Origin of the sequence: Pseudomonas sp. UBT (genome assembly GCF_050915955.1) — a bacterium.
Lineage (GTDB): Bacteria > Pseudomonadota > Gammaproteobacteria > Pseudomonadales > Pseudomonadaceae > Aquipseudomonas > Aquipseudomonas antarctica_A.
In genome coordinates, this window is record NZ_CP168079.1 from 2,035,679 (window position 1) to 2,056,333 (window position 20,655).

Below are 20,655 nucleotides of genomic sequence, written 5' to 3' on the forward strand. Positions count from 1 at the left end.
GCAAGTCAAACTTAAAAGAGAACACACCTATGCTTTTTTCCCGTAAGGCGGTTTCCAAGCGTCACCTGCTGCTGATCGCAGCCGGTTTTAGCACCGTGTTGACTGGTTGCGCCACGTCGCCGGCCTCCAAGGTCGCGTCAAGCACCAAGGTCGAGTACTACCCGAACTGCTACGAGCCGGTGCAGCACTTGCGCGCGACCGATTCGAACATGACCAAGTCGGTTGTGACCGGTGCGGCCCTCGGCGCGGCCGGCGGTGCTCTGTTGGGTGCCCTGACCGGCGACTCCGAAAAGCGCGGCCGTAACGCCGCTATCGGTGCAGCGGGCGGCGCCCTGGCCGGCGGCGCAGCGGGTTACTACACCGAGCGTCAGAAGCAGATCACGGATGACAACCAGCGCATCGCGTCCTACTCCACTGACTTCAACAAAAGCGCTTCCGACATCGACCGGAGCACCGCCTACGCCAAGGCGTCCCAGCAGTGCTATCAGAGCGCGTTCACCAAGCTGGTGACCGATCGTAAAGCCAAGACCGTCAACGACACCGAAGGCCGCAAGCGCCTGGCGGAAATCGTTGCAGGCTTGAAGGAGTCCAATGACCTGATCGTTGCGGTCAACGGTAAAGCCAGCGAAGACCTGAACAACTACACCCAGGCCTACGAGAAAGACCTGCAGCAAGTCGGTGTGCAGCGCAACGACGTGGTAACCGTTGCCCAGGCAGATGTAACGCCGCCAGTGGTGCCGGCCAAGAAGGGCAAGACGCCGGCAAAAGTTGCGAAGAAGCCGGTATTGCCAACCGTGCCGAAAGAAGCGGTGACCACCGAGAAGAGCATCCAGACCGTCCAGGCCAAGCAAGCTGAAAGCAAGCAGGTCGCCAGCGCCGGTAAAGCACAGATCGAAGGCACTTGCCGCGATCCAAACCTCGCCGACTGGGCGCCGGTACCTTGCCCTAACGTTTAAGTAACATGTTGCTATAAGCGTTAAACGCCAACCGATCTCCTGCTAAAGCACGAGATCGGTGGCGTTCCTTCTGCAAATCGTTACACTGCTGCGGCCACTTAATAAATACACCGAGGCCGTGTGCATGAAATTTCGTCTTCTGCTGTGGGTGCTTGGCCTGATGATGGGCAAAGCCAGCCGCACCAACCCCGCTTTCCAGCAACAACTGGGTGACAAAGACCTGGCGTTCCAGTTGCAGACCCTCGACGGCAAGGTTGCCCGTCACTTCATCGTCAAAGACCAGCGCATCACCAGCCGTTCAGGGGTTCACCCTGCACCGGCATTTGCCATTGCTTTCAAAGATGCGGCCTACGGCTTCGCCACGATGCAGGCGAAGAACAAGCAACTGGCGTTCATGACGGGGATTCAGGACAAGTCTATCCAGATCAAGGGCAACCCGGCGCTGGTGATCTGGTTCCAGGGGCTGACCAAGTATTTGAAGCCGAAGAAAAAGAAGAAGGTCTGAAGGGTTTCTTCAGGGGTACCGAGATGAATTCATCGCAGGCAAGCCAGCTCTCACAGTTGACTGCATTCCAGGGTTGGAACTCGGTCAACTGTGGGAGCTGGCTTGCCTGCGATAGCGGTTTATCAGGCGACAATGTCAGCCCTGGCTGAACTGCGATGCCAGCTCACGCAACAGCACCTCGGCATCCAACACCTTGCCGACCACTTCCTCAGCCTTGTCACGGCTCAAGCCCAGACGCTCAAGCAGCGCATCCGGAATCGCCTCATCCGGCCCGGAGCCAATGCCACGGCTGCGCAACAAGCGCACAGCCAAACACACCAGATTCGGATATTCAGCATATTGCCCGTCATAGGTCGGGTCGTGCTGGAAGCGCAGGGCGGTGGACAGCTCGTCCGGCATGTCCCAATAGCGCATCAACCAGGCGCCGATCTGCTCGCGGCTGATGCCCAGCAAGTGTTGCTCGACATAGCTGTGGCACAGGTGCGGGTTGACCTCGAGGTGGCGGCAGATCAGCGAAAAGTGCGGTGGAAACACATGGGCCAGCAGCAGATAACCGAAGTTGTGCAGCAAGCCGGCCAGGTAAGTCAGGCCGGCTTCCGGGCGCTGGGCGCGGGGCATGGCGCGGGTCAGGCCTTCGATTACGGCGGCGGTGTAGATCGACTGGTGCCAGTACGGCGTGGCCTGGTGCGGGTGGTCTTTCGGCAGGCTCAGGGTTTTGCCCAAGGCCAGGCCCAGTGCCAGGTTGATTACCAGATCAAAGCCGAGCACGCGCACAATGGCGTCTTCCACTGAACGAATCTTGCCTGGCGACGCGTAGTACGGCGACGCCGCCCAGCTCACCACTTGGGCGGCCAAGGCCGGGTCGGTCTCGACTACGCCGGTGATGTCATCGATGGTGGCGTTGGGGTCGACACGTAGCTTGATAATCTTCTGCGCCGTGTCGGCCAGGGGTGGAATCTCGATAGTTGCTTCCAGGCGCTGCTGGATTCGGCGAGCGGTGAAAGCCTGCATCGCCTGGGTGATTTCCTCGCGGTCATCATTGGGGCGGTCGAGGTTGGGGCGGATGTTACTCAACGGTTCGCCGAAGTGCCCGGCGCTGGCCTTGGTGAGCATGGTCTTGAAGTCGCCGCTGGCGATCTCCAGCAGCAGCCCGGCTTCGCCTGAGTGCACCAGCAGGCTTGGCTCGCTGAGCAGGCTGCCTTCGTACAGGCAAGGCGAGCTGGTCAGTGCCGGCAGGCCGGGCAGCAGGTTCAGATCATGCTTGGCCAACATGCGCTCGATGCGGTCCGGCGACACGGCTATGAGGCGGCGGCCGGTCAGTTCGGCGAGACGGTTGAGGTCAAGCAACTGGCTTTGCGGGAACAACACCATGAGCGCGCCGACGGCGTCTTCCAGCAACACTGCCTGGACTTTTTGCGCGGGATTCAGGCCAGGCTGTTCGACAACCTCCGTGTAAGGGATGGCGAGCTTTGCGAGCAGAGCCCGAATGACCGGCGGGGCGGTCAGTGGGGCTGTGGCGAGGGCGACTTCTGACATGGCCTGATCCAATTTCTTACAGTCATCGAAGTATAACCAGCTTGATACAACTGTTGGTTGGATAAGTGAGTCAGGCGTCACACTTGGCCGTATTGCTGCCCATGCCTGAGCCAACGATCGAGCAACGGGCTGACGTGATCCGGCCAGCGCTCAAGCAGCGCTTGCGCCGCGTCACGCACGGCGGGCAAGAGGTCGGCGTCGCGCATCAGGTCGGCGACCTTGAATTGCAGCAGGCCGGTCTGGCGGGTGCCGAGCATTTCGCCGGGGCCGCGCAGTTCAAGGTCTTTTTCGGCGATGATAAAACCGTCGTTGGTTTCGCGCATGATGCCCAGGCGCTGACGGCCGATCTGTGACAGCGGCGGGTGGTAGAGCAGCACGCAGTGGCTGGCGGCACTGCCCCGGCCAACGCGGCCGCGTAACTGGTGCAGTTGGGCGAGGCCCAGGCGCTCGGGGTTTTCGATAATCATCAGGCTGGCGTTGGGCACGTCCACACCGACCTCGATCACGGTGGTGGCCACCAGCAGTTGCAGGTTGCCGGCCTTGAATTCGGCCATCACGGCGGCTTTTTCCGCAGGCTTCATGCGGCCGTGGATCAGCCCGACCTTGAGCTCGCCCAAGGCACTGGTGAGGTCTTCATAGGTGGTTTCGGCGGCCTGGCAGGTCAGTTCTTCGGACTCTTCAATCAGCGTGCACACCCAGTAGGCCTGACGCCCTTCGGCGCAGGCGCCGCGCACGCGCTCAATCACTTCCACACGCCGCGTGTCGGTGACCAGCACGGTGTTGACTGGTGTGCGGCCCGGCGGCAGCTCATCCAGAATTGATGTGTCGAGATCGGCGTAGGCACTCATGGCCAGCGTGCGCGGGATCGGCGTGGCGGTCATGATCAGTTGGTGCGGGTTCATGCGCCCACCCACACCTTTCTGGCGCAATGCCAGGCGCTGCTGCACGCCGAAACGATGCTGTTCGTCGATAATCACCAGTGCGAGGTTCTTGAACTGCACTTCGTCCTGGAACAACGCGTGGGTGCCCACCACCATCGGTGCACCACCGGCGATCTGTTCCAGTGCCGCCGCGCGGACCTTGCCCTTGAGCTTGCCCGCCAGCCACGCCACTTCCAGGCCCAGCGGTTCGAGCCAGCGCTTGAAGGTGATGAAATGTTGTTCGGCGAGGATCTCGGTGGGCGCCATCAGCGCCACTTGGTAACCGGCTTCCAATGCTTGCAAGGCGGCGAGGGCGGCGACCACGGTCTTGCCCGCGCCCACATCGCCCTGGATCAGCCGCAGCATCGGTTCGTGCTGGCTGAGGTCATAGGCAATTTCATTGCCCACACGTTGCTGGGCGCCCGTTGGCGCAAAGCCGAGGTTGGCCAGGTATTGCGCCGGCAGGCGCGTGGCCTTGGGCATCGCGGGGGCGCGCAGCGAACGCATGCTCTCGCGCAGGCGTTGCTGAGACAGCTGGTGGGTCAGCAGTTCTTCGAAGGCCAGGCGGTGTTGTGCCCAATGATGACCGAGCGCGAGTTCGTCGACATCGGCATCGGCTGGCGGGTTGTGCAGGTAGCGAATCGCATCGTCCAGCGGCGCCAGTTGATAGTCGCGGGCCAGTTCCAGGGGCAGCCAGTCGGGCAGGCTTTTCGGGCCGAGCAGGGTCAGGGTCTGCATGCACAGTTGGCGCAGGCGTTGCTGTGTCAGGCCTTCGGTCAGAGGGTAGATCGGCGTGAGCGTGGTATCGACTGGAGGCGGCTCGTCGCCGGTGATAGCGCGGTACTCCGGGTGATAGATTTCCAGGCCCGAGGCGCCAGGCCGGGCTTCACCGTAACAGCGCACGCGGGTGCCACGCTTGAGGCCTTCCTTTTGTGCATTGCTGAAGTGATAGAAGCGCAGGCTCAGCCCGCCGGTACCGTCCTGCAGCCGTACGACCAGACTGCGGCGCTTGCCCATCACCACATCGGCACCGCTGACGGTGCCTTCAACCACCGCGTCCTGCCCCGGGCGCAACTGGCCGATGGGCACCACACGTGTGCGGTCCTGATAACGCAGGGGCAGGTGAAACAGCACGTCCTGGAGGTTCTCCAGGCCGACCTTGGCCAACTTCTCGGCCATGGCTTCACCGACACCTTTGAGTGCCGTCACCGACACTCGCGACAGCTCAGTCATACGCTTGCTTAGCTCGCAGCAGGCGGCTTGGCCACCGAGCACAGGCGGATCGAGTCGGCGAGGATCTCAATGGCCTTGGGCCGCGGGAAGCTGGCACGCCAGGCAATGGCCACGGTACGGAACGGCACGGGCGGCGTGAGTGGGCGCACAGCGATCACGCCAGGGGCGTAGTGATGGCTGTCCACTGCCGACAGCGGCAGGATCGAGATGCCCAGGCCGGAAGCCACCATGTGCCGAATGGTTTCCAGGGAGCTGGATTCCACGGTGGTGTGCTTGGCGCCGTCGTTGCCCTTGGCCAGGGTCGGGCAGGCTTCCAGTACCTGGTCGCGGAAGCAGTGGCCTTCACCGAGCAGCAGCAAGCTCTTGTCGTTGAGCAGGCCGGCGTCGATGGTGTCTTTCTGTGTCCACGGGTGTGAGGCCGGCATCAATACATAGAACGGCTCGTCGTAGAGCGGCAGGGTCAACACGTCTGCCTCGTTGAACGGCAGGGCGATGATGATCGCGTCCAGCTCGCCGTTGCGCAGTTTGTCGCGCAGTACGTGAGTGAAGTTTTCTTCGATATACAGCGGCATCTGCGGCGCAACGCGGTGCAGTTGCGGGATCAGGTGCGGGAACAGGTACGGGCCGACGGTATAGATGGCGCCGACTTTCAGCGGTGCGGTCAGCTGGTTCTTGCCGGCCTGGGCCAGCTCGCGAATGCTTTGGGCTTGTTCCAGTACCTTCTGGGCCTGGGCAACAATGCCTTCGCCCACTGGCGTGAGGCGCACGGCGCTCTTGCTGCGCTCAAAAATCAGCACACCGAGTTCGTCTTCAAGCTTTTTCACGCCCACCGACAGCGTCGGCTGGCTGACATGGCAACGCTCGGCCGCATGGCCGAAGTGCTGTTCTTGGGCGAGGGTCACGATGTAGCGTAATTCTGTAAGAGTCATAGCGGGCGTCCATGAGGTTGCGGGCCAAGCATACCGGCTGCAATCGATAGACGCACGTTATCAGACACGGTGGTGTTTACGACACCCAGTAATCGAGTGTCGTAAGTACGCGTTTAGCTCTGTGGGTACTTGAATGTAAAGGTTTCGGTGAAGGGAGACCACCACTCGGGCACACCGGTTTCTTTGTCGACATGGTGGAAGAAACCCTTGATTTGCGGGCTTTCGTAGCGCAGTACGACGGTGTAGGTGCCAGGGCCGTCCATCTTCACGTTGTTGGCGTAGTGTGCGCCGTCTTTGGCGACCATTGGCAGCAGGGTGCCAATCTCCTTGTAGTCCGGCGCGCCTTGCTTGACCAGGGAGTACGTGATGGTCAGGTACGGTACCCATTCTCCGTTGGCCAGGCCGTACTTGTTGTCGGCGGTGGCGTGGACGTCGGTTTCCAGGTGCACTGAATCCTTGCTCATGACCATGCCTGGCGGCATAGGCGCCATCTCAATGCCCACCAGATAGGACGATGCGATTTCCATGTCGTTGGCTTGTACCGGCCCGCCAATCGGGTATTCGCGGGCCTGGGCCAGGGCGGATACGGACGCAGCGCCGACGAGCACCAGCGCGGTGGCCAATGGTTTACTCAGGTATTTCATGTGGCAGCTCCTTTGGAGGGGGAACGTGAATGAATCAATCGATTACCCGTCACCAGGAGTAGCAGCGTGACCACCCAGGCAACCAGCTGAACACCGAGCGGTCGATCGGTGTAGCCCACCAGCGCTTGCAGCGCTCTGCCGGTGAGGCTGGCATCGGAAACCAGCCAGGAGGTGTCCCAGAGCTGATAGCCCCAGGCAGGAATCAGGTCGATACCGGCCAGTATCGCGGCCGCGCGCCCGGCCATACCGGCGGCGAGCAGGGCGATCATCCAGGCGGTAATCGAGAACAGGCGCTTGAGGCTGACGGCGATCAGGCCGCGATACAGCAGCCAGGAAAGCGCTGCACCGGCGATGATGCCGAGCACGCCGCCGGTCAGCATTGTGAGCGGGTCGGTCTGGGTCGAGGCGGCAATGCCATAAAGGAACAGCACGATTTCCGAGCCTTCGCGCAACACCGCCACGGTGATCACGACGGCCAATGCCCAGAGTGATTTTTCGCCACGCAGTACGGCACTGCCAGCGCTGCGCAGTTGAGTCGCCAATTCGCGACCATGGGTGGCCATCCACAGGTTGTGCCAGCCGAGCATGATGACCGCGACAATCAGAATCGCCGCGTTGAAGATTTCCTGACCGAACCCTTCCAGCGCCTGGGTGATTGCTCCGGTGAACAGGGCGAGGAGGCCTGCACCCAGCACGCCGGCGGCGATCCCGCCGCCGATAAACAGGCCGCGTCGTGCCAGGCCCTGGGTGGCGGCCATGATAATCCCGACCACAATCCCGGCTTCCAGCACTTCACGAAACACAATCAATAAACAAGCGAGCATGGCCTACTCCTTCGGCGCGACGGCGGTGACCGTGCCTTTGGCCTGGTCCGGGTGGTAGTCATCGAAAAAGGTGTAGGTGCCGGGGTGCAGCGGGCCGGCGAAAACGGTGACGGTGTTGCCGGGAACGATGATCTTCTCGAACTTCATGTCATAGCTTTCGAACTCATCGACGCTCTCGTCATGACTGGTGAGCTGGATGCGAAAACGTTCGCCTGCCGGCACCTCGATGCTCGAGGGTGTGAAGGTGTGGTTTTGAATGCCCACTGTGACCAGTCGATCCGCATGGGCGGCGACAGGTAGCGCGAGCAGGGCGAGAGTCAATCGGGCAAGGTCGGGCATGCCGAATATCCACTAATGAGAACCATTCGCGAATAATTGGCTTCGTATTGAAATGTTACAAGTGAAGATCGAGCGCACGCTTAACCTGTTCAATCTCTGTTCAGGTTTGAAGCGATGGGAGGGGGAAAAGCAACCGTGGGCACCTGGAGTGCCCACGGAGAGGGTTATCGGCGACGCTTTTCGATGTTGTAAACAAACGGCGCGACGATTTCGACGCTGCCACCTTTCAACATATCGGCCGGTGGCTTGGGCAGTGGCTGGGCACGACGGATCATGTCCAGGGTCGCTCGGTCCAGGTCAGCGTTGCCGGAGCGGCCGACCAACTCGTAAGACAGCACGTTGCCTTCGGCATCGACTACAAAGCGCAGGCGGTTCAAACCTTCCTTGCCACGCTGTTGAGCACCTGGCGGGTACTTCTTGTACTTCTGCAAGTGCGCCAGCAGGGTGCCTTCCCAGGAAGCTTTGGCCGCTACCTGTTGTGGCGATGGGCCAGGAGCTGGCTGCGCCGATTTTTCAGCCGGTGTGTTGGTTGGTGGGGTTTCGCTCGGCGGCTCCTCGGAAGGTTTTTCCTTGGGCGGCTCGGGCTTCTTCTCCACTGGCTTGGGTGGCTGAGGCTTCGGTTTGGGCTTGACCGGCTTGGGTACCTGGATTGTTGGCTTGGGCGCCTCGGCCATTTTCGGTAGGGGCAGCTCTTCCACCGGTGCCGGCGGCTGCGGCGGCGTAATCACCTTGGGCGGTGCCGGCGGCGGCGGTGCGGGCATTGGCGCCAAGTCGATGACCATGGCCGCCGGTGGCAGTTGCACCGGATGTGGCGCGGACCATTGGAGCGCGATGATGATCGCGACGGCATGCACGCCCAGCACGACGGCGAGGCTGGTGCCATAACGCGTCAGTTTGTGGCGCGTCGTGATCATTTCTTGGCTGCCGTCTCAAGTCCGACCAGGCCTACCTTGAGGTAGCCGGCTGCCCGCAGGGCATCCATCACGCTCATCAGGTCGCCGTAGTCCACGCCCTTGTCGGCCTGGAAGAATATCGTCGTGTCTTTCTTGCCCTGGGTCTTGGCGTCGAGTACCGGGCCCAGGGTTTCAGTTTTGACTTCTTCTTCGCCCAGGAACAGGCGCTGGTCCGCTTTGACGCTGAGGAAAATCGGTTTTTCCGGCCGCGGCGCAGGTTTTGCGCTGGACGCGGGCAGGTCGACCTTGATGTCCACGGTGGCCAGCGGTGCCGCCACCATGAAGATGATCAGCAGCACCAGCATCACGTCGATAAACGGCGTGACGTTGATTTCGTGATTCTCGACGAGTTCGTCGTCGCCTTGATTCAAATGCAGGCCCATGGCCGATTACCCCACTTTCACCATGTGCGGTTGCGAGCTGCGCTCGGTAGGCAGGTGATCGAGGTCGCGGCTGACCAGCAGCAGGACTTCTGCCGATGCGTCCGATACCTGGGCCTTGTAGCCGGCAATCGAACGGGCAAAGACGTTGTAGATCACCACCGCAGGAATCGCGGCAACCAGGCCCAGGGCCGTTGCCAGCAGGGCTTCGGCGATGCCGGGGGCAACGACGGCGAGGTTGGTGGTCTGGGTTTTGGCGATGCCGATGAAGCTGTTCATGATGCCCCACACGGTACCGAACAGGCCGACGAAAGGCGCGGTGGAGCCAATGGTGGCCAGTACGCCGGTGCCGCTGCTCATGTTACGGCCACAGGCTGCAACCAGCCGCTCCAGGCGGAAGCTGACGCGTTCCTTGATGCCTTCTTTTTCGCGGGTGTTGGCCGACAGGCGCATTTCTTCCAGCGCGTCCTGTACCAGCAGGTTGGCCAGGGTGCCCTTTTTGGTCGCGGTTTCGCTGGCTTGCTTGAGGGTGGTGGCCTTTTTCAGGTGGACGATTTCAGTGCGCAGGCGGCGCTTGGCGCCCAGCAGCTCGAAGCCCTTGGCGATCCAGATGGTCCAGGTAATGATCGAAGCGATGGCCAGGCCGATCATCACGGCTTTCACCACGATGTCGGCGTTTTGGTACATGCCCCATGGCGATAGGTCATGGGCCATGCCCAAGGTGTTGTCTTCTTCGAGTACCACACCGGAGTCGTCGGCAGGCGCTGGGTTTGCAGCCTGGGCAGGATCGGTGGCGACCGGCGCTGCGACAGGCGCAGTTGGGGTTGCAGGCGTGTGCTCGGCAGCAGCCGGAGTGGCTGGGGCGGTGGCATCAGCGAATGCGGCGGTCGGTGCCAGCAGTACGCTGAACAGCAGCGCAGCAATCGCACGCCAGGCGCGGGATGGGCTGTGAAGCTTGGTTGGCGAAGCGGGGTTTGTATTACGTGTCATGCTGGCCGGACCTGAGAGAGAAATGAGTGATCGTCCTGCCAGACCCTTGGAGGCCGAGGACAAATGGGGGGGGTTATTATTGCAAGTAATTCTTGTTAACAAAAGTAATACAGTTACTTAATTTGTCCTTTTGCTGGCCGCTGGTCATCTCTGGCGGCTAATCTGCGCCTTTAAGAATGGAGTTTTGTGATGTCTGCGCCTTCTGTTGTAATTGCCGGTTGCGGCGATGTGGGTAGTCGGCTGGCTAGCCAATTGCTGGCCTCGGGATGGGAGGTTCATGGTCTGCGACGCGATATCTCGCGGCTTCCCGACGGTGTAATCGGCATTGCCGGCGACCTGTTCAAAAAGGATTGTCCTGACACCTGGCCGATCGGCGGGGTGGATTACCTGGTGTACTGCGCTGCTGCCACGGACCACGATGAAGCCGGCTATCGCGCGGCGTATGTGCAAGGGTTGCAGCATGTATTGGAGTGGCTGGGCGACTACGGCCAGGAACCCAAGCACCTGCTGTTTGTGTCCAGCAGCAGTGTGTACGGCCAGCAGAATGGGGAGTGGGTCGACGAAACCTCCGACACCCTGGCGAAGGGATATTCGGGCCAGGTGATGCTGGAGGCCGAGCAAGTGGCCCTCAACAGCGGTATTGCGGCGAGTATCGTGCGGTTGACCGGGATCTATGGTCCCGGCCGCGAATGGCTGTTGACCCAGGTGCGCCAAGGCTATCGCGTGGCGGTTGATCCACCTTTATATGGCAACCGGATTCATGCGGATGACGCCGCTGGCTTGCTCGCCTTTTTGTTGCGGCATGTGGAGCAGGGCGGTTCGCTGGATAAGATCTACATCGGCGTGGACGATGCGCCTGCGCCATTGGCGGAAGTCGTGGGCTGGTTGCGCGAGTACCTGGGCGTGACCGAGTGGGCGGATGACGCGAGTGTACGGCGGGCTGGTAGCAAGCAATGCAGCAATGCCCGAGCCAAGGCGCTGGGCTGGGCGCCGACGTATCCGACCTATCGCGAGGGGTATGCAGCGATCTTGAAAGGCTAAAGCGCGGTCAAAAATGTGGGAGCTGGCTTGCCTGCGATTGCGGTGTATCAGTCACATCGGCGTTGGATGTGACACCGTCATCGCAGGCAAGCCAGCTCCCACACTCAGATCTACGTGATGCTATTTATTACTTTTCAAGCAACCACTGTCGCGGGCCGGGCGTAAACGAAGGTACTTCGTCCGTATGCGCGGTGTTCACCGCCTGGAAAATTTCCAGCTGCTTGCCTTTGCGCACGAAGATCCACGGGTTGCCTTGGCCGTTCAGTTGCAGCCAGATACTGTCATAGCCACCGCTCATCGAGGCGCAGTCTCCCGCCAGGCACAGCGAATACCGGTCGACGCCTGGCAGGCCAGCGACCTTGCCGTCGGCCTGGAACTGTACCGTGGCACCGTCGCCGTTGCCGTCGGTAATCTTCCAGTCGCCGCCCATATAGGCCGCATACAGCGCCCGCTCGAAGTTGGCGCCCAATGGCGCGCCCTCCGGGGCTGGGTCTTTGGCGCGGGCGAACACTTGTTCTGGCTCGTTATCGTTGGCCACTTGCAGCAGTTGTTTGCCCTTGCGCTTGAGTTCGGTGGCCGAGCTGCCGTAGAACTCGACGCTCCAGGCGCCGGATTTCTCACCCAGCAACTTGCCTTCCGCTACTTCAAAACCGTTGTAGTAGCGTGCCTGCGAAGCCTTGGTGTTGACCTCCCACTCGAGGTTCGGGCCAAAGGATTGCAGGGCTTCACGCAAAGGGCCGCCCTTGGCTGCCGCGTTGATGGCGGCCTGGTTGATCCAGGTGCCGCTCACATCCAGGTCGGCGGGGTTGCTGGCGCAGCCGCCGAGCAACAGGGCGAGCAACGAAGAGGCTACAAGCGCTTTGCGCATTACGAAATCCTTCTGAAACGAAGTCGGCGCAGCCCTTGGGGGCTGCGCCGGGTGTTTTACTCGATGACCAGAATCGCGTCCATCTCAACCTGTGCGCCTTTAGGCAAGGCAGCAACGCCGATGGCGGCACGGGCTGGGTACGGTTGTTCGAAGTACTTGCCCATGATCTCGTTGACCTTGGCGAAATGGCTCAGGTCGGTGAGGAAGATGTTCAGCTTGACGATGTCCTTGAACGAACCGCCAGCGGCTTCGGCCACGGACTTGAGGTTTTCGAAGACTTGTACGGTTTGTGCTTCGAAGCCTTCAACCAGTTCCATGGTCTTTGGGTCCAGCGGGATCTGGCCGGACATGTAGACGGTGTTGCCCGCCTTGATCGCCTGGGAGTAAGTACCGATGGCGGCCGGGGCCTTGTCGCTGGTGATAACAGTCTTGGTCATGAGTGACTCCTTGTAAGAGAACGGCTATGCACGCATGCGGGTGATGCGGATCACTCCCGTCAGGGCGCGCAGTTTCTTGATCACGCGGGCCAGGTGCACGCGGTCGTGCACGCTGACCACCAGCTGGACCACGCTGATGCGGCCATCGCGCTCATCCATGCTGATTTTCTCGATATTGCCGTCGGCCGCGTTGACGCTGCTGGCCAGCAGGGCGATCAGGCCGCGCTGGTGCTCCAGCTCCACCCGCAGCTCGACGTTGAATTCGCCGGTGACATCCTTGGCCCACGAGAGCTGGATGCATTTTTCGGGGTTGTGACGGATTTCGCTGATATTGCGGCAGTTGTCCAGGTGCACCACCATGCCTTTGCCGGCAGACAAGTGGCCGACAATCGGGTCGCCCGGGATCGGCGTGCAGCACTTGGCGTAGCTGAGCACCAGGCCTTCGGTGCCGCGAATCGCCAGCGGGCCTTCGGGGCTTGGCAACTGCTCGCCTTCGCCGAGCAGCCGGCGGGCGACCACGTAGGCCATGCGGTTGCCCAGGCCGATATCTTCCAGCAGGTCTTCGATGGTTTCCTGGCGGTACTCGTGGAGCATCGCTTGCACGCGTTCGGCCGGGATTTTTTCGAGGGCGCTGTCGAAACCGTTGAGCACCTTGTTCAGCAGGCGTTCGCCCAGGCTGATGGATTCGGAGCGGCGTTGCAGTTTGAGCGCGTGGCGGATGTGTGTCCGCGCTTTACCCGTGACCACGAAGTTCAGCCAGGCCGGGTTCGGGCGCGCGCCGGGTGCACTGACGATCTCGACCGTGGAGCCGCTTTGCAGCGGTTCGGACAGCGGCGCGAGACGACGGTTGATCCGACAGGCAATGCAGCTGTTGCCGACATCGGTGTGCACCGCGTAGGCAAAGTCGACCGCCGTGGAGCCTTTGGGCAGCTCCATGATCCGGCCTTTGGGCGTGAATACGTAGACCTCGTCCGGGAACAGGTCGATCTTCACGCTTTCGATAAACTCCAGGGAGTTGCCGGCACGTTGCTGCATTTCCAGCACGCCTTTGACCCACTGGCGGGCGCGGGCATGAGTGCCTTTGGGTTGCTCGTCGCCGCTGGATTTGTACAGCCAGTGGGCGGCGATCCCGTTGTTGGCCATTTCTTCCATTTCCCGCGTGCGGATCTGGATCTCGATCGGCACCCCGTGCATACCGAACAGCGTGGTATGCAGCGACTGATAGCCGTTGGCCTTGGGAATGGCGATGTAGTCCTTGAAGCGGCCTGGCAGGGGTTTGTACAAATTATGTACAGCGCCCAGCACGCGGTAGCAGGTATCGACCTTGTCGACGATGATCCGGAACGCATACACGTCCATGATCTCGTTAAAGGCCCGGCGCTTGCCGCGCATCTTCTTGTAGATGCCGTAGATGTGTTTCTGCCGGCCGCTGACCTCGCCTTCAATCTCGTCGATCGCCAGGCAATGGCTCAGCGACTCTTCGATCTTGTTGACGATTTCCTTGCGGTTGCCACGGGCGCGCTTGACCGCCTGGTAGATGCGCGCCGAACGCATGGGGTGCATGGCCTTGAAGCCGAGGTCTTCGAATTCGATACGGATGGCATGCATGCCCAGCCGGTTGGCGATGGGCGCGTAGATTTCCAGGGTTTCCTTGGCGATGCGCCGGCGTTTTTCGCCGGACAGCACTTCCAGCGTGCGCATGTTGTGCAGCCGGTCCGCCAACTTGACCAGAATGACCCGAATGTCGCGGGCCATGGCCATGGCCATCTTCTGGAAGTTTTCTGCCTGGGCTTCGGCCTTGGTCTCGAAGTTCATCTGGGTCAGTTTGCTGACCCCGTCGACCAGTTCGGCCACGGTTTCGCCAAATTGCGCGCTGAGCGCTTCCTTGGCGATGCCGGTGTCTTCAATCACGTCATGCAGCATCGCAGCCATCAGGCTCTGATGGTCCATGTGCATGTCGGCCAGAATATTTGCCACCGCAAGAGGATGCGTGACATACGCCTCACCGCTACGGCGGCGTTGGCCGTCGTGGGCTTGTTCGGCGTAGAAATACGCTCGGCGGACCAGGTTGACCTGGTCTGGGCCGAGGTAGGCCGATAAGCGATCGGCGAGGGCGTCTATGCTCGGCAAAGTGTTAACTCCTGCCGTTGGCTGTGACCCCGCGCCGTGCTACGTCGACCAGGCATAGGCTTAGACGGCCTCGTTGGACTCGTCCTCGAACGCTGCAAACAGCGGTTCGTCTTCAACGATTTCGGCGTTGGCGATGAACTCGTAGCTCATCAGGCCTTCAGCGATTTCACGCAGGGCTACAACGGTAGGCTTGTCGTTTTCCCACTGGACCAGGGGCTCTTTGCCGCCAGTGGCCAATTGACGGGCACGCTTGGTAGAGAGCATGACCAGCTCAAAGCGGTTATCCACGTGTTCTAGGCAGTCTTCAACGGTTACGCGGGCCATGGTATTCCTCGGAGCGAATGCAAGATGCGCGCTGCCCGGTTGGGCGAGCGGACTAAACAGTTTAAAAAATCACCAGCGTTTAGGGAAGCGCTGATTTTTCGCAGACCCTCGCAAAACCGCTACAAGTGCCAATGTAAAGCCCTTGCAGCGGTTTTGGGAAGAGCCAATCAACCGAGCAGTTCGGCCAATAATTTACCGAAACGCTGTTGTTGGCGCTTTTGCTGGAGCTGATTGGTGCGGAAAATCGCCTTCAAATCGTCCAGGGCGTGCGCAAAATCGTCGTTGATGATCAGGTAGTCGTAGTCGACGTAGTGGCTCATTTCGCTGACGGCTTCACGCATGCGGCCTTCGATGATCTCGTCGCTGTCCTGGCCACGGTTGGTCAGACGCTGGTGCAACGCTTCCAGCGACGGCGGCAGGATGAAGATCGAGCGCGCCTTGGGCATCAACTGACGCACTTGCTCGGCGCCTTGCCAGTCGATTTCCAGGATCAGGTCGTGGCCTTCGTCCAGGGTCTGCTGCAAATGGCTTTGCGAAGTGCCGTAGAGGTTGCCGAAGACTTCGGCACGCTCAAGGAAGTCGCCGTGTTCGATCATCTTCACGAACTCGGTGCGCTCGACGAAGTGATAGTGCACGCCGTTTACTTCACCCGGGCGCATGGCGCGGGTGGTGTGCGAGACCGAGATGCGGATGTGCTCGTCAGCGTCGGTCAGGGCCTTGACCAGGCTGCTCTTGCCCGCGCCCGAAGGGGCGGAAATGATGTAAAGGGTGCCGGTGCTGTGGGTCATGGAGGTTGCCTTACTCAATATTCTGTACTTGTTCGCGCATCTGCTCGATCAACACCTTGAGGTTGACCGCAGCCGTGGTGCTGCGCGGATCAAACGCCTTGGAGCCCAGTGTATTGGCTTCGCGGTTGAGTTCCTGCATCAGGAAGTCCAGGCGCCGACCGGCGGCACCGGCGGACTTGAGCACGCGGCGCACTTCGAGGATGTGGGTGCTCAGGCGGTCGAGCTCTTCGGCCACGTCACTCTTCTGTGCCAGCAGGACCATTTCCTGCTCCAGGCGCACCGGGTCGAGGTCGGCCTTCATGTCGGTGAAGCGGTCGAGGACCTTCTGGCGTTGGGTGGCGAGCATCTGCGGCACCAGCTCGCGCAGGGTGACTACGTCGGCTTCGATCGAAGTCAGGCGCTCATTGATCAGGCGGGCCAGTTCGGCGCCTTCACGCTCGCGACCGGCCTTGAGCTCCTTCAAACCCTGCGTGAACAGGGCGAGGGCTTCGGCGTTGAGGGCTTGCGGGTCGGCGGCGTCGGCCACGAGTACACCGGGCCAGGCCAGCACTTCCAGAGGGTTGAGTGCGGCGGGCTGCTTGATCAGGCCGGCGATGGTTTCGGCGGCGGCAACCAGTTGCGCGGCGCGGTCGCGGTCAACTTGCAGTGGCTTGCCGGTGGTTTCCTCGGTAAAGCGCAGGGTGCATTCCAGCTTGCCACGGGAGATGCCCTGGCGCAGCGCTTCACGCACGGCTCCTTCGAGGTCGCGGAAGGACTCCGGCAGGCGCAGGTGCGGCTCCAGGTAACGGCTGTTGACCGAGCGCAGTTCCCAGCTCAGGGTGCCTTGGACGCCGGCTTTTTCGACGCGGGCGAAGGCGGTCATGCTGTGCACCATGGAGGTACCTCGCGATGCAGTCCCACAAATGCGGACTGATGGGTAAATTGAAGCCGACAGGCTGCGAAGGCGCAGGATTGTAGCGCAGTGGGGCGAGCGCGCCCAAACAATGGGCAATAGGCTAGCCATTCGTAACCGAATTTTTTAGAAGTGCCCCGAATCGGTTCGCGGCTCTATAATGCTCGGCAGTTTTTCGTCCTCCGTACAGGTATCCCCTATGAAACGTCCAAGTGGTCGCGCTGCCGATCAGCTCCGCTCGATCCGCATCACCCGCAACTACACCAAACACGCCGAGGGATCTGTACTGGTCGAGTTTGGCGATACCAAGGTTATCTGCACCGTCAGCGTCGAAAACGGCGTGCCGCGTTTCCTCAAGGGCCAGGGCCAGGGTTGGTTGACTGCCGAGTACGGCATGCTGCCGCGCGCCACCGGCGAGCGTAACCAGCGTGAAGCCAGCCGCGGCAAGCAAGGCGGCCGTACTCTGGAAATCCAGCGTCTGATCGGTCGCTCCCTGCGTGCCGCCCTGGACATGTCCAAGCTGGGCGACGTCACCCTGTACGTCGATTGCGACGTGATCCAGGCTGACGGTGGCACCCGTACCGCGTCCATCACCGGCGCCATGGTGGCCCTGGTCGATGCACTGAAAGTGATCAAGAAGCGCGGCGGCCTTAAGGGCGGCGACCCACTCAAGCAGATGATTGCTGCGGTGTCGGTCGGCATGTACCAGGGCGAGCCTGTGCTGGACCTGGACTACCTGGAAGACTCGGCTGCCGAGACCGACCTGAACGTGGTGATGACCAGCACCGGTGGTTTCATCGAAGTGCAGGGCACCGCCGAAGGCGCGCCATTCCAGCCGGCCGACCTGAACGCCATGCTGGCCCTGGCCCAGAAAGGCATGACCGAAATTTTCGAGCTGCAGAACGCCGCACTGGCTGACTGAGTCGGCTTCAAGGAGAAACGCCATGAATGACAGCCAACTACCCGTGCCTACGCCTTCCTACGAAGTCCGTCAGGGAGCCATGTTGTGTCATTTGGCGGCGTTTCTGGGGTTTGTGTTCCCCTTCGGCAGCGTCGTAGGGCCGCTGATCCTGTGGCAGATGAAAAAGGAAGTGGACCCGTTCATTGATGATCAGGGCAAGGAAGCCTTGAATTTCCAGATCACTGTGGCCATCGCCTGGATGGCTTGCATCGTGCTGGCTTTCGCGGTCATCGGTTTTTTCCTGATGTTTGCGCTGGCAATCGCCACCATCGTGCTGACGATCATCGGTGCGATCAAAGCCAACAAAGGGATCGCCTATCGCTATCCCTTGACCTGGCGCGTGGTCAAATAACGCGGGTTCAGCCGACAGGCATCCACAAAAAAACCGACAGCGATGTCGGTTTTTTTGTGCCTGGGAAAAGACCTCAGATGGTCAGTGTCCAGTCGTAGTCCACGATCAGTGGTGCGTGCTGCGAAAAGCGTGGCTGGCGCGGCAGACGTGCGCTGCGAACAAACCGGCGCAGACCTGGGGTCAGCAACTGGTAGTCGAAACGCCAACCCAGGTTGAGCATCTCAGCCTGTTCGTTATCTGGCCACCAGCTGTACTGGTCGCCTTCACGGCTGACTTCGCGCAGGGCATCAACATAGCCCATGTTGCCGACAATCTCGTCCATCCAGGCACGTTCTGGTGCCAGGAAACCCGGGGATTGCTGGCTGTCGCGCCAATTCTTGATATCCAGCTTCTGTTGCGCCACGTACAGCGAGCCACAGTAAATGTACTCGCGACGTTTGCGTCGCTGTTTATCCAGATAACGGGCGAAATCGTCCATTAGCTTGAACTTCTGGTTCAAGTCTTCATCGCCGTTCTGCCCCGAAGGGAGCAGCAAGGTCGCGATGCTGACCTTGTCGAAATCGGCTTGCAGGTAGCGCCCGTAGCGGTCGGCTGTCTCGAAGCCGAGGCCGCTGATGACCGCCTTGGGTTGCAACCGCGAGTACAAAGCCACACCACCTTGGGTGGGCACTTCGGCATCGCAGGCATAAAGGAAGTAGCCATCCAGTTGGAAGGCTGGGTCGTCCAGTTCAAAGGCGGAGGCGCGGGTGTCCTGCAGGCAGATGACGTCGGCATTCTGTGCTTGCAGCCAACTGAGCAAACCACGCTCGACTGCAGCCTGAATACCATTGACGTTCACACTGATGATCCGCATAAATGGCCCCAAAAATCGCGTGCGTGTATGATACACGCCGTCTACCTAATTAGCTAAATCCGTGGTATCTGAGGCTTTTTTCATGCAGGCGTATCAACGCGATTTCATTCGTTTTGCCATCGATCGCGGCGTTTTGCGCTTCGGTGAGTTCACTCTGAAGTCCGGGCGCACCAGCCCCTACTTCTTCAATGCCGGCTTGTTCAACTCGGGTTCGGCCCTGGCTCAGCTGGGTCGTTTCTACGCGGCGGCCATCGTTGAAAGCGGTATTTCCTTCGACGTATTGTTTGGTCCGGCCTACAAGGGCATCCCGCTGGCGGCCGCGACTGCCGTGGCGTTGGCTGAACATCATGGGCTTGATCTGCCGTGGTGCTTCAACCGCAAAGAGGCCAAGGCCCATGGCGAAGGCGGCAGCCTGGTGGGTGCTCCGCTTAAAGGCGACGTGCTGATTATCGACGACGTGATCACTGCCGGCACCGCGATCCGTGAAGTGATGCAGATCATCGCTTCCCAGGAGGGCGCCAAGGCGGCTGGCGTGCTGATCGCCCTGAATCGCCAGGAGCGCGGCAACGGTGAGTTGTCGGCAATCCAGGAAGTGGAGCGTGATTTCGGCATTCCGGTGGTGAGCATCGTATCGTTGAACCAGGTGTTGCAGTTCCTGGAAGATGACCCGCAGCTCAAGCAGCATTTGCCGGCGGTCAAGGCGTACCGCGAGCAGTTCGGCGTCTGAGACGGCGGCCCATGCAGGCTAGTGTGGGAGCTGGCTTGCCTGCGATAGCATCACCTCGGTACTACTGAATCACCGAGGTGCCTGCATCGCAGGCAAGCCAGCTCCCACAAAAAAGGCCCCGCTCAATCTGATTGAGCGGGGCCTTTTCGTTTGCAGCGTTTAAGGGCGCTTGCGATTGCTGATCAGCGTACCCACACCGGTATCTGTGAAGATTTCCAGCAGGATCGCATTCGGCACCCGGCCATCCAGGATCAGCGAGCTGCCGACGCCGCCTTGCACTGCTTCCAGCGCGCAACGGATCTTCGGCAGCATGCCGCCGTAGATCGTGCCGTCGGCGATCAGCTCGTCCACCTGTTGGGTTGTCAGGCCGGTCAACACCTTGCCTTCCTTGTCCATCAGGCCGGCGATGTTGGTCAGCAGCATCAGCTTTTCAGCTTTCAGCGCCTCGGCCACCTTGCCGGCCACCAGGTCGGCGTTGATGTTGTAGGACTCACCGTTGGCACCCACGCCGATCGGCGCGATCACCGGGATGAAGTCGCCTCTGACCAGCAGGTTCAGCAGGTCGGTGTTGATCCCGATGACTTCGCCTACCTGGCCGATGTCGATGATTTCCGGCTGGGTCATTTCCGGCGTCTGACGGGTAACGGTCAGTTTTTTCGCGCGAATCAGCTCCGCGTCCTTGCCGGTCAGGCCGATGGCGCTGCCGCCATGACGGTTGATCAGGTTGACGATGTCCTTGTTCACCTGGCCGCCGAGGACCATCTCCACCACGTCCATGGTCTGCGCGTCCGTGACGCGCATGCCATCAATGAAGTGACTCTCGATCGACAAGCGCTTGAGCAAATCGCCGATTTGCGGGCCGCCGCCGTGCACAACTACCGGGTTGATCCCGACAGCTTTCATCAACACGATGTCGCGGGCAAAGCCGGTTTTCAGCTCCTCGCTTTCCATGGCATTGCCGCCGTACTTGATCACCAGCGTCTTGCCGACGTAGCGTCGAATGTAAGGCAACGCTTCGGACAGGACCTTGGCAGTATTGGCAGCGGCTTCGCGTTCGAGGGTCATTCAGGGCT

At 60.8% G+C, this 20,655-nt stretch carries 23 protein-coding genes; 6 read left to right on the plus strand and 17 right to left on the minus strand.

What is annotated here, in order from left to right; genetic code table 11:
- Positions 1–29 precede the first annotated feature (29 nt).
- Both tagQ and ACDZ94_RS09225 read left to right on the plus strand, forming a co-directional pair.
- Positions 30–956 (plus strand): type VI secretion system-associated lipoprotein TagQ, encoded by a 927-nt coding sequence (gene tagQ / locus ACDZ94_RS09220; RefSeq protein WP_128589686.1) that lies wholly within the window; start codon positions 30–32, stop codon positions 954–956.
- A gap of 124 nt (positions 957–1,080) precedes the next feature.
- Complete coding sequence (locus ACDZ94_RS09225; RefSeq protein ID WP_432751369.1) at positions 1,081–1,461, plus strand: helicase; 381 nt, start codon at positions 1,081–1,083, stop codon at positions 1,459–1,461.
- 135 nt (positions 1,462–1,596) lie between these two features.
- Here the strand turns inward: ACDZ94_RS09225 and ACDZ94_RS09230 are convergent, their stop codons facing one another.
- The 9 genes from ACDZ94_RS09230 to exbB form a co-directional block, all read right to left on the minus strand.
- Positions 1,597–2,997 (minus strand): aminoacyl-tRNA deacylase and HDOD domain-containing protein, encoded by a 1,401-nt coding sequence (locus ACDZ94_RS09230; RefSeq protein ID WP_064454733.1) that lies wholly within the window; start codon positions 2,995–2,997, stop codon positions 1,597–1,599.
- Positions 2,998–3,074: 77 nt separating this feature from the next.
- Positions 3,075–5,150 carry an ATP-dependent DNA helicase RecG gene (gene recG, locus ACDZ94_RS09235; protein ID WP_221295902.1) on the minus strand — a complete coding sequence of 692 codons (2,076 nt, stop codon included), beginning with the start codon at positions 5,148–5,150 and terminating at the stop codon, positions 3,075–3,077.
- Positions 5,151–5,158: 8 nt separating this feature from the next.
- Positions 5,159–6,079, minus strand: coding sequence for a hydrogen peroxide-inducible genes activator (locus tag ACDZ94_RS09240; protein ID WP_407016394.1), 921 nt, complete (start codon positions 6,077–6,079; stop codon positions 5,159–5,161).
- A 113-nt stretch (positions 6,080–6,192) separates the two neighbouring features.
- A complete protein-coding gene (locus ACDZ94_RS09245) occupies positions 6,193–6,723 on the minus strand; it encodes an iron transporter (RefSeq protein ID WP_064454732.1) in 531 nt (176 codons plus the stop codon).
- Positions 6,720–7,547, minus strand: a complete 828-nt coding sequence (locus ACDZ94_RS09250; RefSeq protein WP_128589680.1) for an FTR1 family iron permease — start codon at positions 7,545–7,547, stop codon at positions 6,720–6,722. Before ACDZ94_RS09250 ends, ACDZ94_RS09245 begins: the two co-directional genes overlap by 4 nt.
- Positions 7,548–7,550: 3 nt before the next feature.
- On the minus strand, positions 7,551–7,886 hold the full coding sequence (locus ACDZ94_RS09255; RefSeq protein WP_064454730.1) for a cupredoxin domain-containing protein: 336 nt from the start codon (positions 7,884–7,886) through the stop codon (positions 7,551–7,553).
- A gap of 164 nt (positions 7,887–8,050) precedes the next feature.
- Complete coding sequence (locus ACDZ94_RS09260; protein ID WP_064454729.1) at positions 8,051–8,800, minus strand: energy transducer TonB family protein; 750 nt, start codon at positions 8,798–8,800, stop codon at positions 8,051–8,053.
- Positions 8,797–9,222 (minus strand): TonB system transport protein ExbD, encoded by a 426-nt coding sequence (gene exbD, locus ACDZ94_RS09265; RefSeq protein ID WP_017526806.1) that lies wholly within the window; start codon positions 9,220–9,222, stop codon positions 8,797–8,799. Before exbD ends, ACDZ94_RS09260 begins: the two co-directional genes overlap by 4 nt.
- A 6-nt stretch (positions 9,223–9,228) precedes the next feature.
- Positions 9,229–10,209, minus strand: coding sequence for a tonB-system energizer ExbB (gene exbB, locus ACDZ94_RS09270; protein ID WP_064454728.1), 981 nt, complete (start codon positions 10,207–10,209; stop codon positions 9,229–9,231).
- A 189-nt stretch (positions 10,210–10,398) separates the two neighbouring features.
- On the opposite strand from exbB, the gene ACDZ94_RS09275 reads away from it, so the two are divergent.
- Entirely contained in the window at positions 10,399–11,250 is an 852-nt protein-coding gene (locus tag ACDZ94_RS09275) for an SDR family oxidoreductase (protein ID WP_064454727.1), read from the plus strand.
- Positions 11,251–11,377: 127 nt separating this feature from the next.
- Here ACDZ94_RS09275 and ACDZ94_RS09280 read toward each other — a convergent pair whose 3' ends face one another.
- From ACDZ94_RS09280 to ACDZ94_RS09305, 6 genes are all read right to left on the minus strand, one after another.
- The gene (locus ACDZ94_RS09280; RefSeq protein WP_064454726.1) at positions 11,378–12,118 is read right to left on the minus strand and encodes a hypothetical protein; all 741 of its coding nucleotides are present in this window, start codon (positions 12,116–12,118) and stop codon (positions 11,378–11,380) included.
- 56 nt (positions 12,119–12,174) lie between these two features.
- A complete protein-coding gene (locus tag ACDZ94_RS09285; RefSeq protein WP_003176922.1) occupies positions 12,175–12,555 on the minus strand; it encodes a RidA family protein in 381 nt (126 codons plus the stop codon).
- Positions 12,556–12,579: 24 nt separating this feature from the next.
- Positions 12,580–14,685 (minus strand): bifunctional GTP diphosphokinase/guanosine-3',5'-bis pyrophosphate 3'-pyrophosphohydrolase, encoded by a 2,106-nt coding sequence (spoT, locus tag ACDZ94_RS09290; protein WP_053258667.1) that lies wholly within the window; start codon positions 14,683–14,685, stop codon positions 12,580–12,582.
- A 60-nt stretch (positions 14,686–14,745) separates the two neighbouring features.
- Positions 14,746–15,009, minus strand: coding sequence for a DNA-directed RNA polymerase subunit omega (rpoZ, locus tag ACDZ94_RS09295; RefSeq protein WP_003176920.1), 264 nt, complete (start codon positions 15,007–15,009; stop codon positions 14,746–14,748).
- 167 nt (positions 15,010–15,176) lie between these two features.
- Positions 15,177–15,797: a guanylate kinase gene (gmk, locus tag ACDZ94_RS09300; protein WP_065931902.1), complete on the minus strand. Its 621-nt coding sequence runs from the start codon at positions 15,795–15,797 to the stop codon at positions 15,177–15,179.
- A gap of 10 nt (positions 15,798–15,807) precedes the next feature.
- The gene (locus ACDZ94_RS09305; protein ID WP_064454725.1) at positions 15,808–16,671 is read right to left on the minus strand and encodes a YicC/YloC family endoribonuclease; all 864 of its coding nucleotides are present in this window, start codon (positions 16,669–16,671) and stop codon (positions 15,808–15,810) included.
- A gap of 217 nt (positions 16,672–16,888) precedes the next feature.
- On the opposite strand from ACDZ94_RS09305, the gene rph reads away from it, so the two are divergent.
- Together rph and ACDZ94_RS09315 are read left to right on the plus strand one after the other, a co-directional pair.
- Positions 16,889–17,611, plus strand: a complete 723-nt coding sequence (gene rph, locus ACDZ94_RS09310) for a ribonuclease PH (RefSeq protein ID WP_003213280.1) — start codon at positions 16,889–16,891, stop codon at positions 17,609–17,611.
- 22 nt (positions 17,612–17,633) lie between these two features.
- A complete protein-coding gene (locus ACDZ94_RS09315) occupies positions 17,634–18,002 on the plus strand; it encodes a DUF4870 domain-containing protein (RefSeq protein ID WP_064454724.1) in 369 nt (122 codons plus the stop codon).
- A 73-nt stretch (positions 18,003–18,075) separates the two neighbouring features.
- On the opposite strand, the gene ACDZ94_RS09320 is transcribed toward ACDZ94_RS09315, so the two are convergent.
- Positions 18,076–18,855 (minus strand): exodeoxyribonuclease III, encoded by a 780-nt coding sequence (locus ACDZ94_RS09320; protein WP_003195493.1) that lies wholly within the window; start codon positions 18,853–18,855, stop codon positions 18,076–18,078.
- An 82-nt stretch (positions 18,856–18,937) separates the two neighbouring features.
- Between ACDZ94_RS09320 and pyrE the strand changes: the two genes are divergently transcribed.
- Positions 18,938–19,582 (plus strand): orotate phosphoribosyltransferase, encoded by a 645-nt coding sequence (gene pyrE / locus ACDZ94_RS09325; RefSeq protein WP_053258663.1) that lies wholly within the window; start codon positions 18,938–18,940, stop codon positions 19,580–19,582.
- Between the two features lie 159 nt (positions 19,583–19,741).
- Here the strand turns inward: pyrE and argB are convergent, their stop codons facing one another.
- Entirely contained in the window at positions 19,742–20,647 is a 906-nt protein-coding gene (gene argB, locus ACDZ94_RS09330) for an acetylglutamate kinase (RefSeq protein ID WP_064454723.1), read from the minus strand.
- Between the last annotated feature and the right edge of the window lie 8 nt (positions 20,648–20,655).

Coding starts and splice junctions, on each gene's coding strand:
- tagQ (WP_128589686.1), top strand. CDS start 30: ATGCTTTTTTCCCGTAAGGCGGTTTCCAAGCGTCACCTGCTGCTGATC.
- ACDZ94_RS09225 (WP_432751369.1), top strand. CDS start 1,081: ATGAAATTTCGTCTTCTGCTGTGGGTGCTTGGCCTGATGATGGGCAAA.
- ACDZ94_RS09230 (WP_064454733.1), bottom strand. CDS start 2,997: ATGTCAGAAGTCGCCCTCGCCACAGCCCCACTGACCGCCCCGCCGGTC.
- recG (WP_221295902.1), bottom strand. CDS start 5,150: ATGACTGAGCTGTCGCGAGTGTCGGTGACGGCACTCAAAGGTGTCGGT.
- ACDZ94_RS09240 (WP_407016394.1), bottom strand. CDS start 6,079: ATGACTCTTACAGAATTACGCTACATCGTGACCCTCGCCCAAGAACAG.
- ACDZ94_RS09245 (WP_064454732.1), bottom strand. CDS start 6,723: ATGAAATACCTGAGTAAACCATTGGCCACCGCGCTGGTGCTCGTCGGC.
- ACDZ94_RS09250 (WP_128589680.1), bottom strand. CDS start 7,547: ATGCTCGCTTGTTTATTGATTGTGTTTCGTGAAGTGCTGGAAGCCGGG.
- ACDZ94_RS09255 (WP_064454730.1), bottom strand. CDS start 7,886: ATGCCCGACCTTGCCCGATTGACTCTCGCCCTGCTCGCGCTACCTGTC.
- ACDZ94_RS09260 (WP_064454729.1), bottom strand. CDS start 8,800: ATGATCACGACGCGCCACAAACTGACGCGTTATGGCACCAGCCTCGCC.
- exbD (WP_017526806.1), bottom strand. CDS start 9,222: ATGGGCCTGCATTTGAATCAAGGCGACGACGAACTCGTCGAGAATCAC.
- exbB (WP_064454728.1), bottom strand. CDS start 10,209: ATGACACGTAATACAAACCCCGCTTCGCCAACCAAGCTTCACAGCCCA.
- ACDZ94_RS09275 (WP_064454727.1), top strand. CDS start 10,399: ATGTCTGCGCCTTCTGTTGTAATTGCCGGTTGCGGCGATGTGGGTAGT.
- ACDZ94_RS09280 (WP_064454726.1), bottom strand. CDS start 12,118: ATGCGCAAAGCGCTTGTAGCCTCTTCGTTGCTCGCCCTGTTGCTCGGC.
- ACDZ94_RS09285 (WP_003176922.1), bottom strand. CDS start 12,555: ATGACCAAGACTGTTATCACCAGCGACAAGGCCCCGGCCGCCATCGGT.
- rpoZ (WP_003176920.1), bottom strand. CDS start 15,009: ATGGCCCGCGTAACCGTTGAAGACTGCCTAGAACACGTGGATAACCGC.
- gmk (WP_065931902.1), bottom strand. CDS start 15,797: ATGACCCACAGCACCGGCACCCTTTACATCATTTCCGCCCCTTCGGGC.
- ACDZ94_RS09305 (WP_064454725.1), bottom strand. CDS start 16,671: ATGGTGCACAGCATGACCGCCTTCGCCCGCGTCGAAAAAGCCGGCGTC.
- rph (WP_003213280.1), top strand. CDS start 16,889: ATGAAACGTCCAAGTGGTCGCGCTGCCGATCAGCTCCGCTCGATCCGC.
- ACDZ94_RS09315 (WP_064454724.1), top strand. CDS start 17,634: ATGAATGACAGCCAACTACCCGTGCCTACGCCTTCCTACGAAGTCCGT.
- ACDZ94_RS09320 (WP_003195493.1), bottom strand. CDS start 18,855: ATGCGGATCATCAGTGTGAACGTCAATGGTATTCAGGCTGCAGTCGAG.
- pyrE (WP_053258663.1), top strand. CDS start 18,938: ATGCAGGCGTATCAACGCGATTTCATTCGTTTTGCCATCGATCGCGGC.
- argB (WP_064454723.1), bottom strand. CDS start 20,647: ATGACCCTCGAACGCGAAGCCGCTGCCAATACTGCCAAGGTCCTGTCC.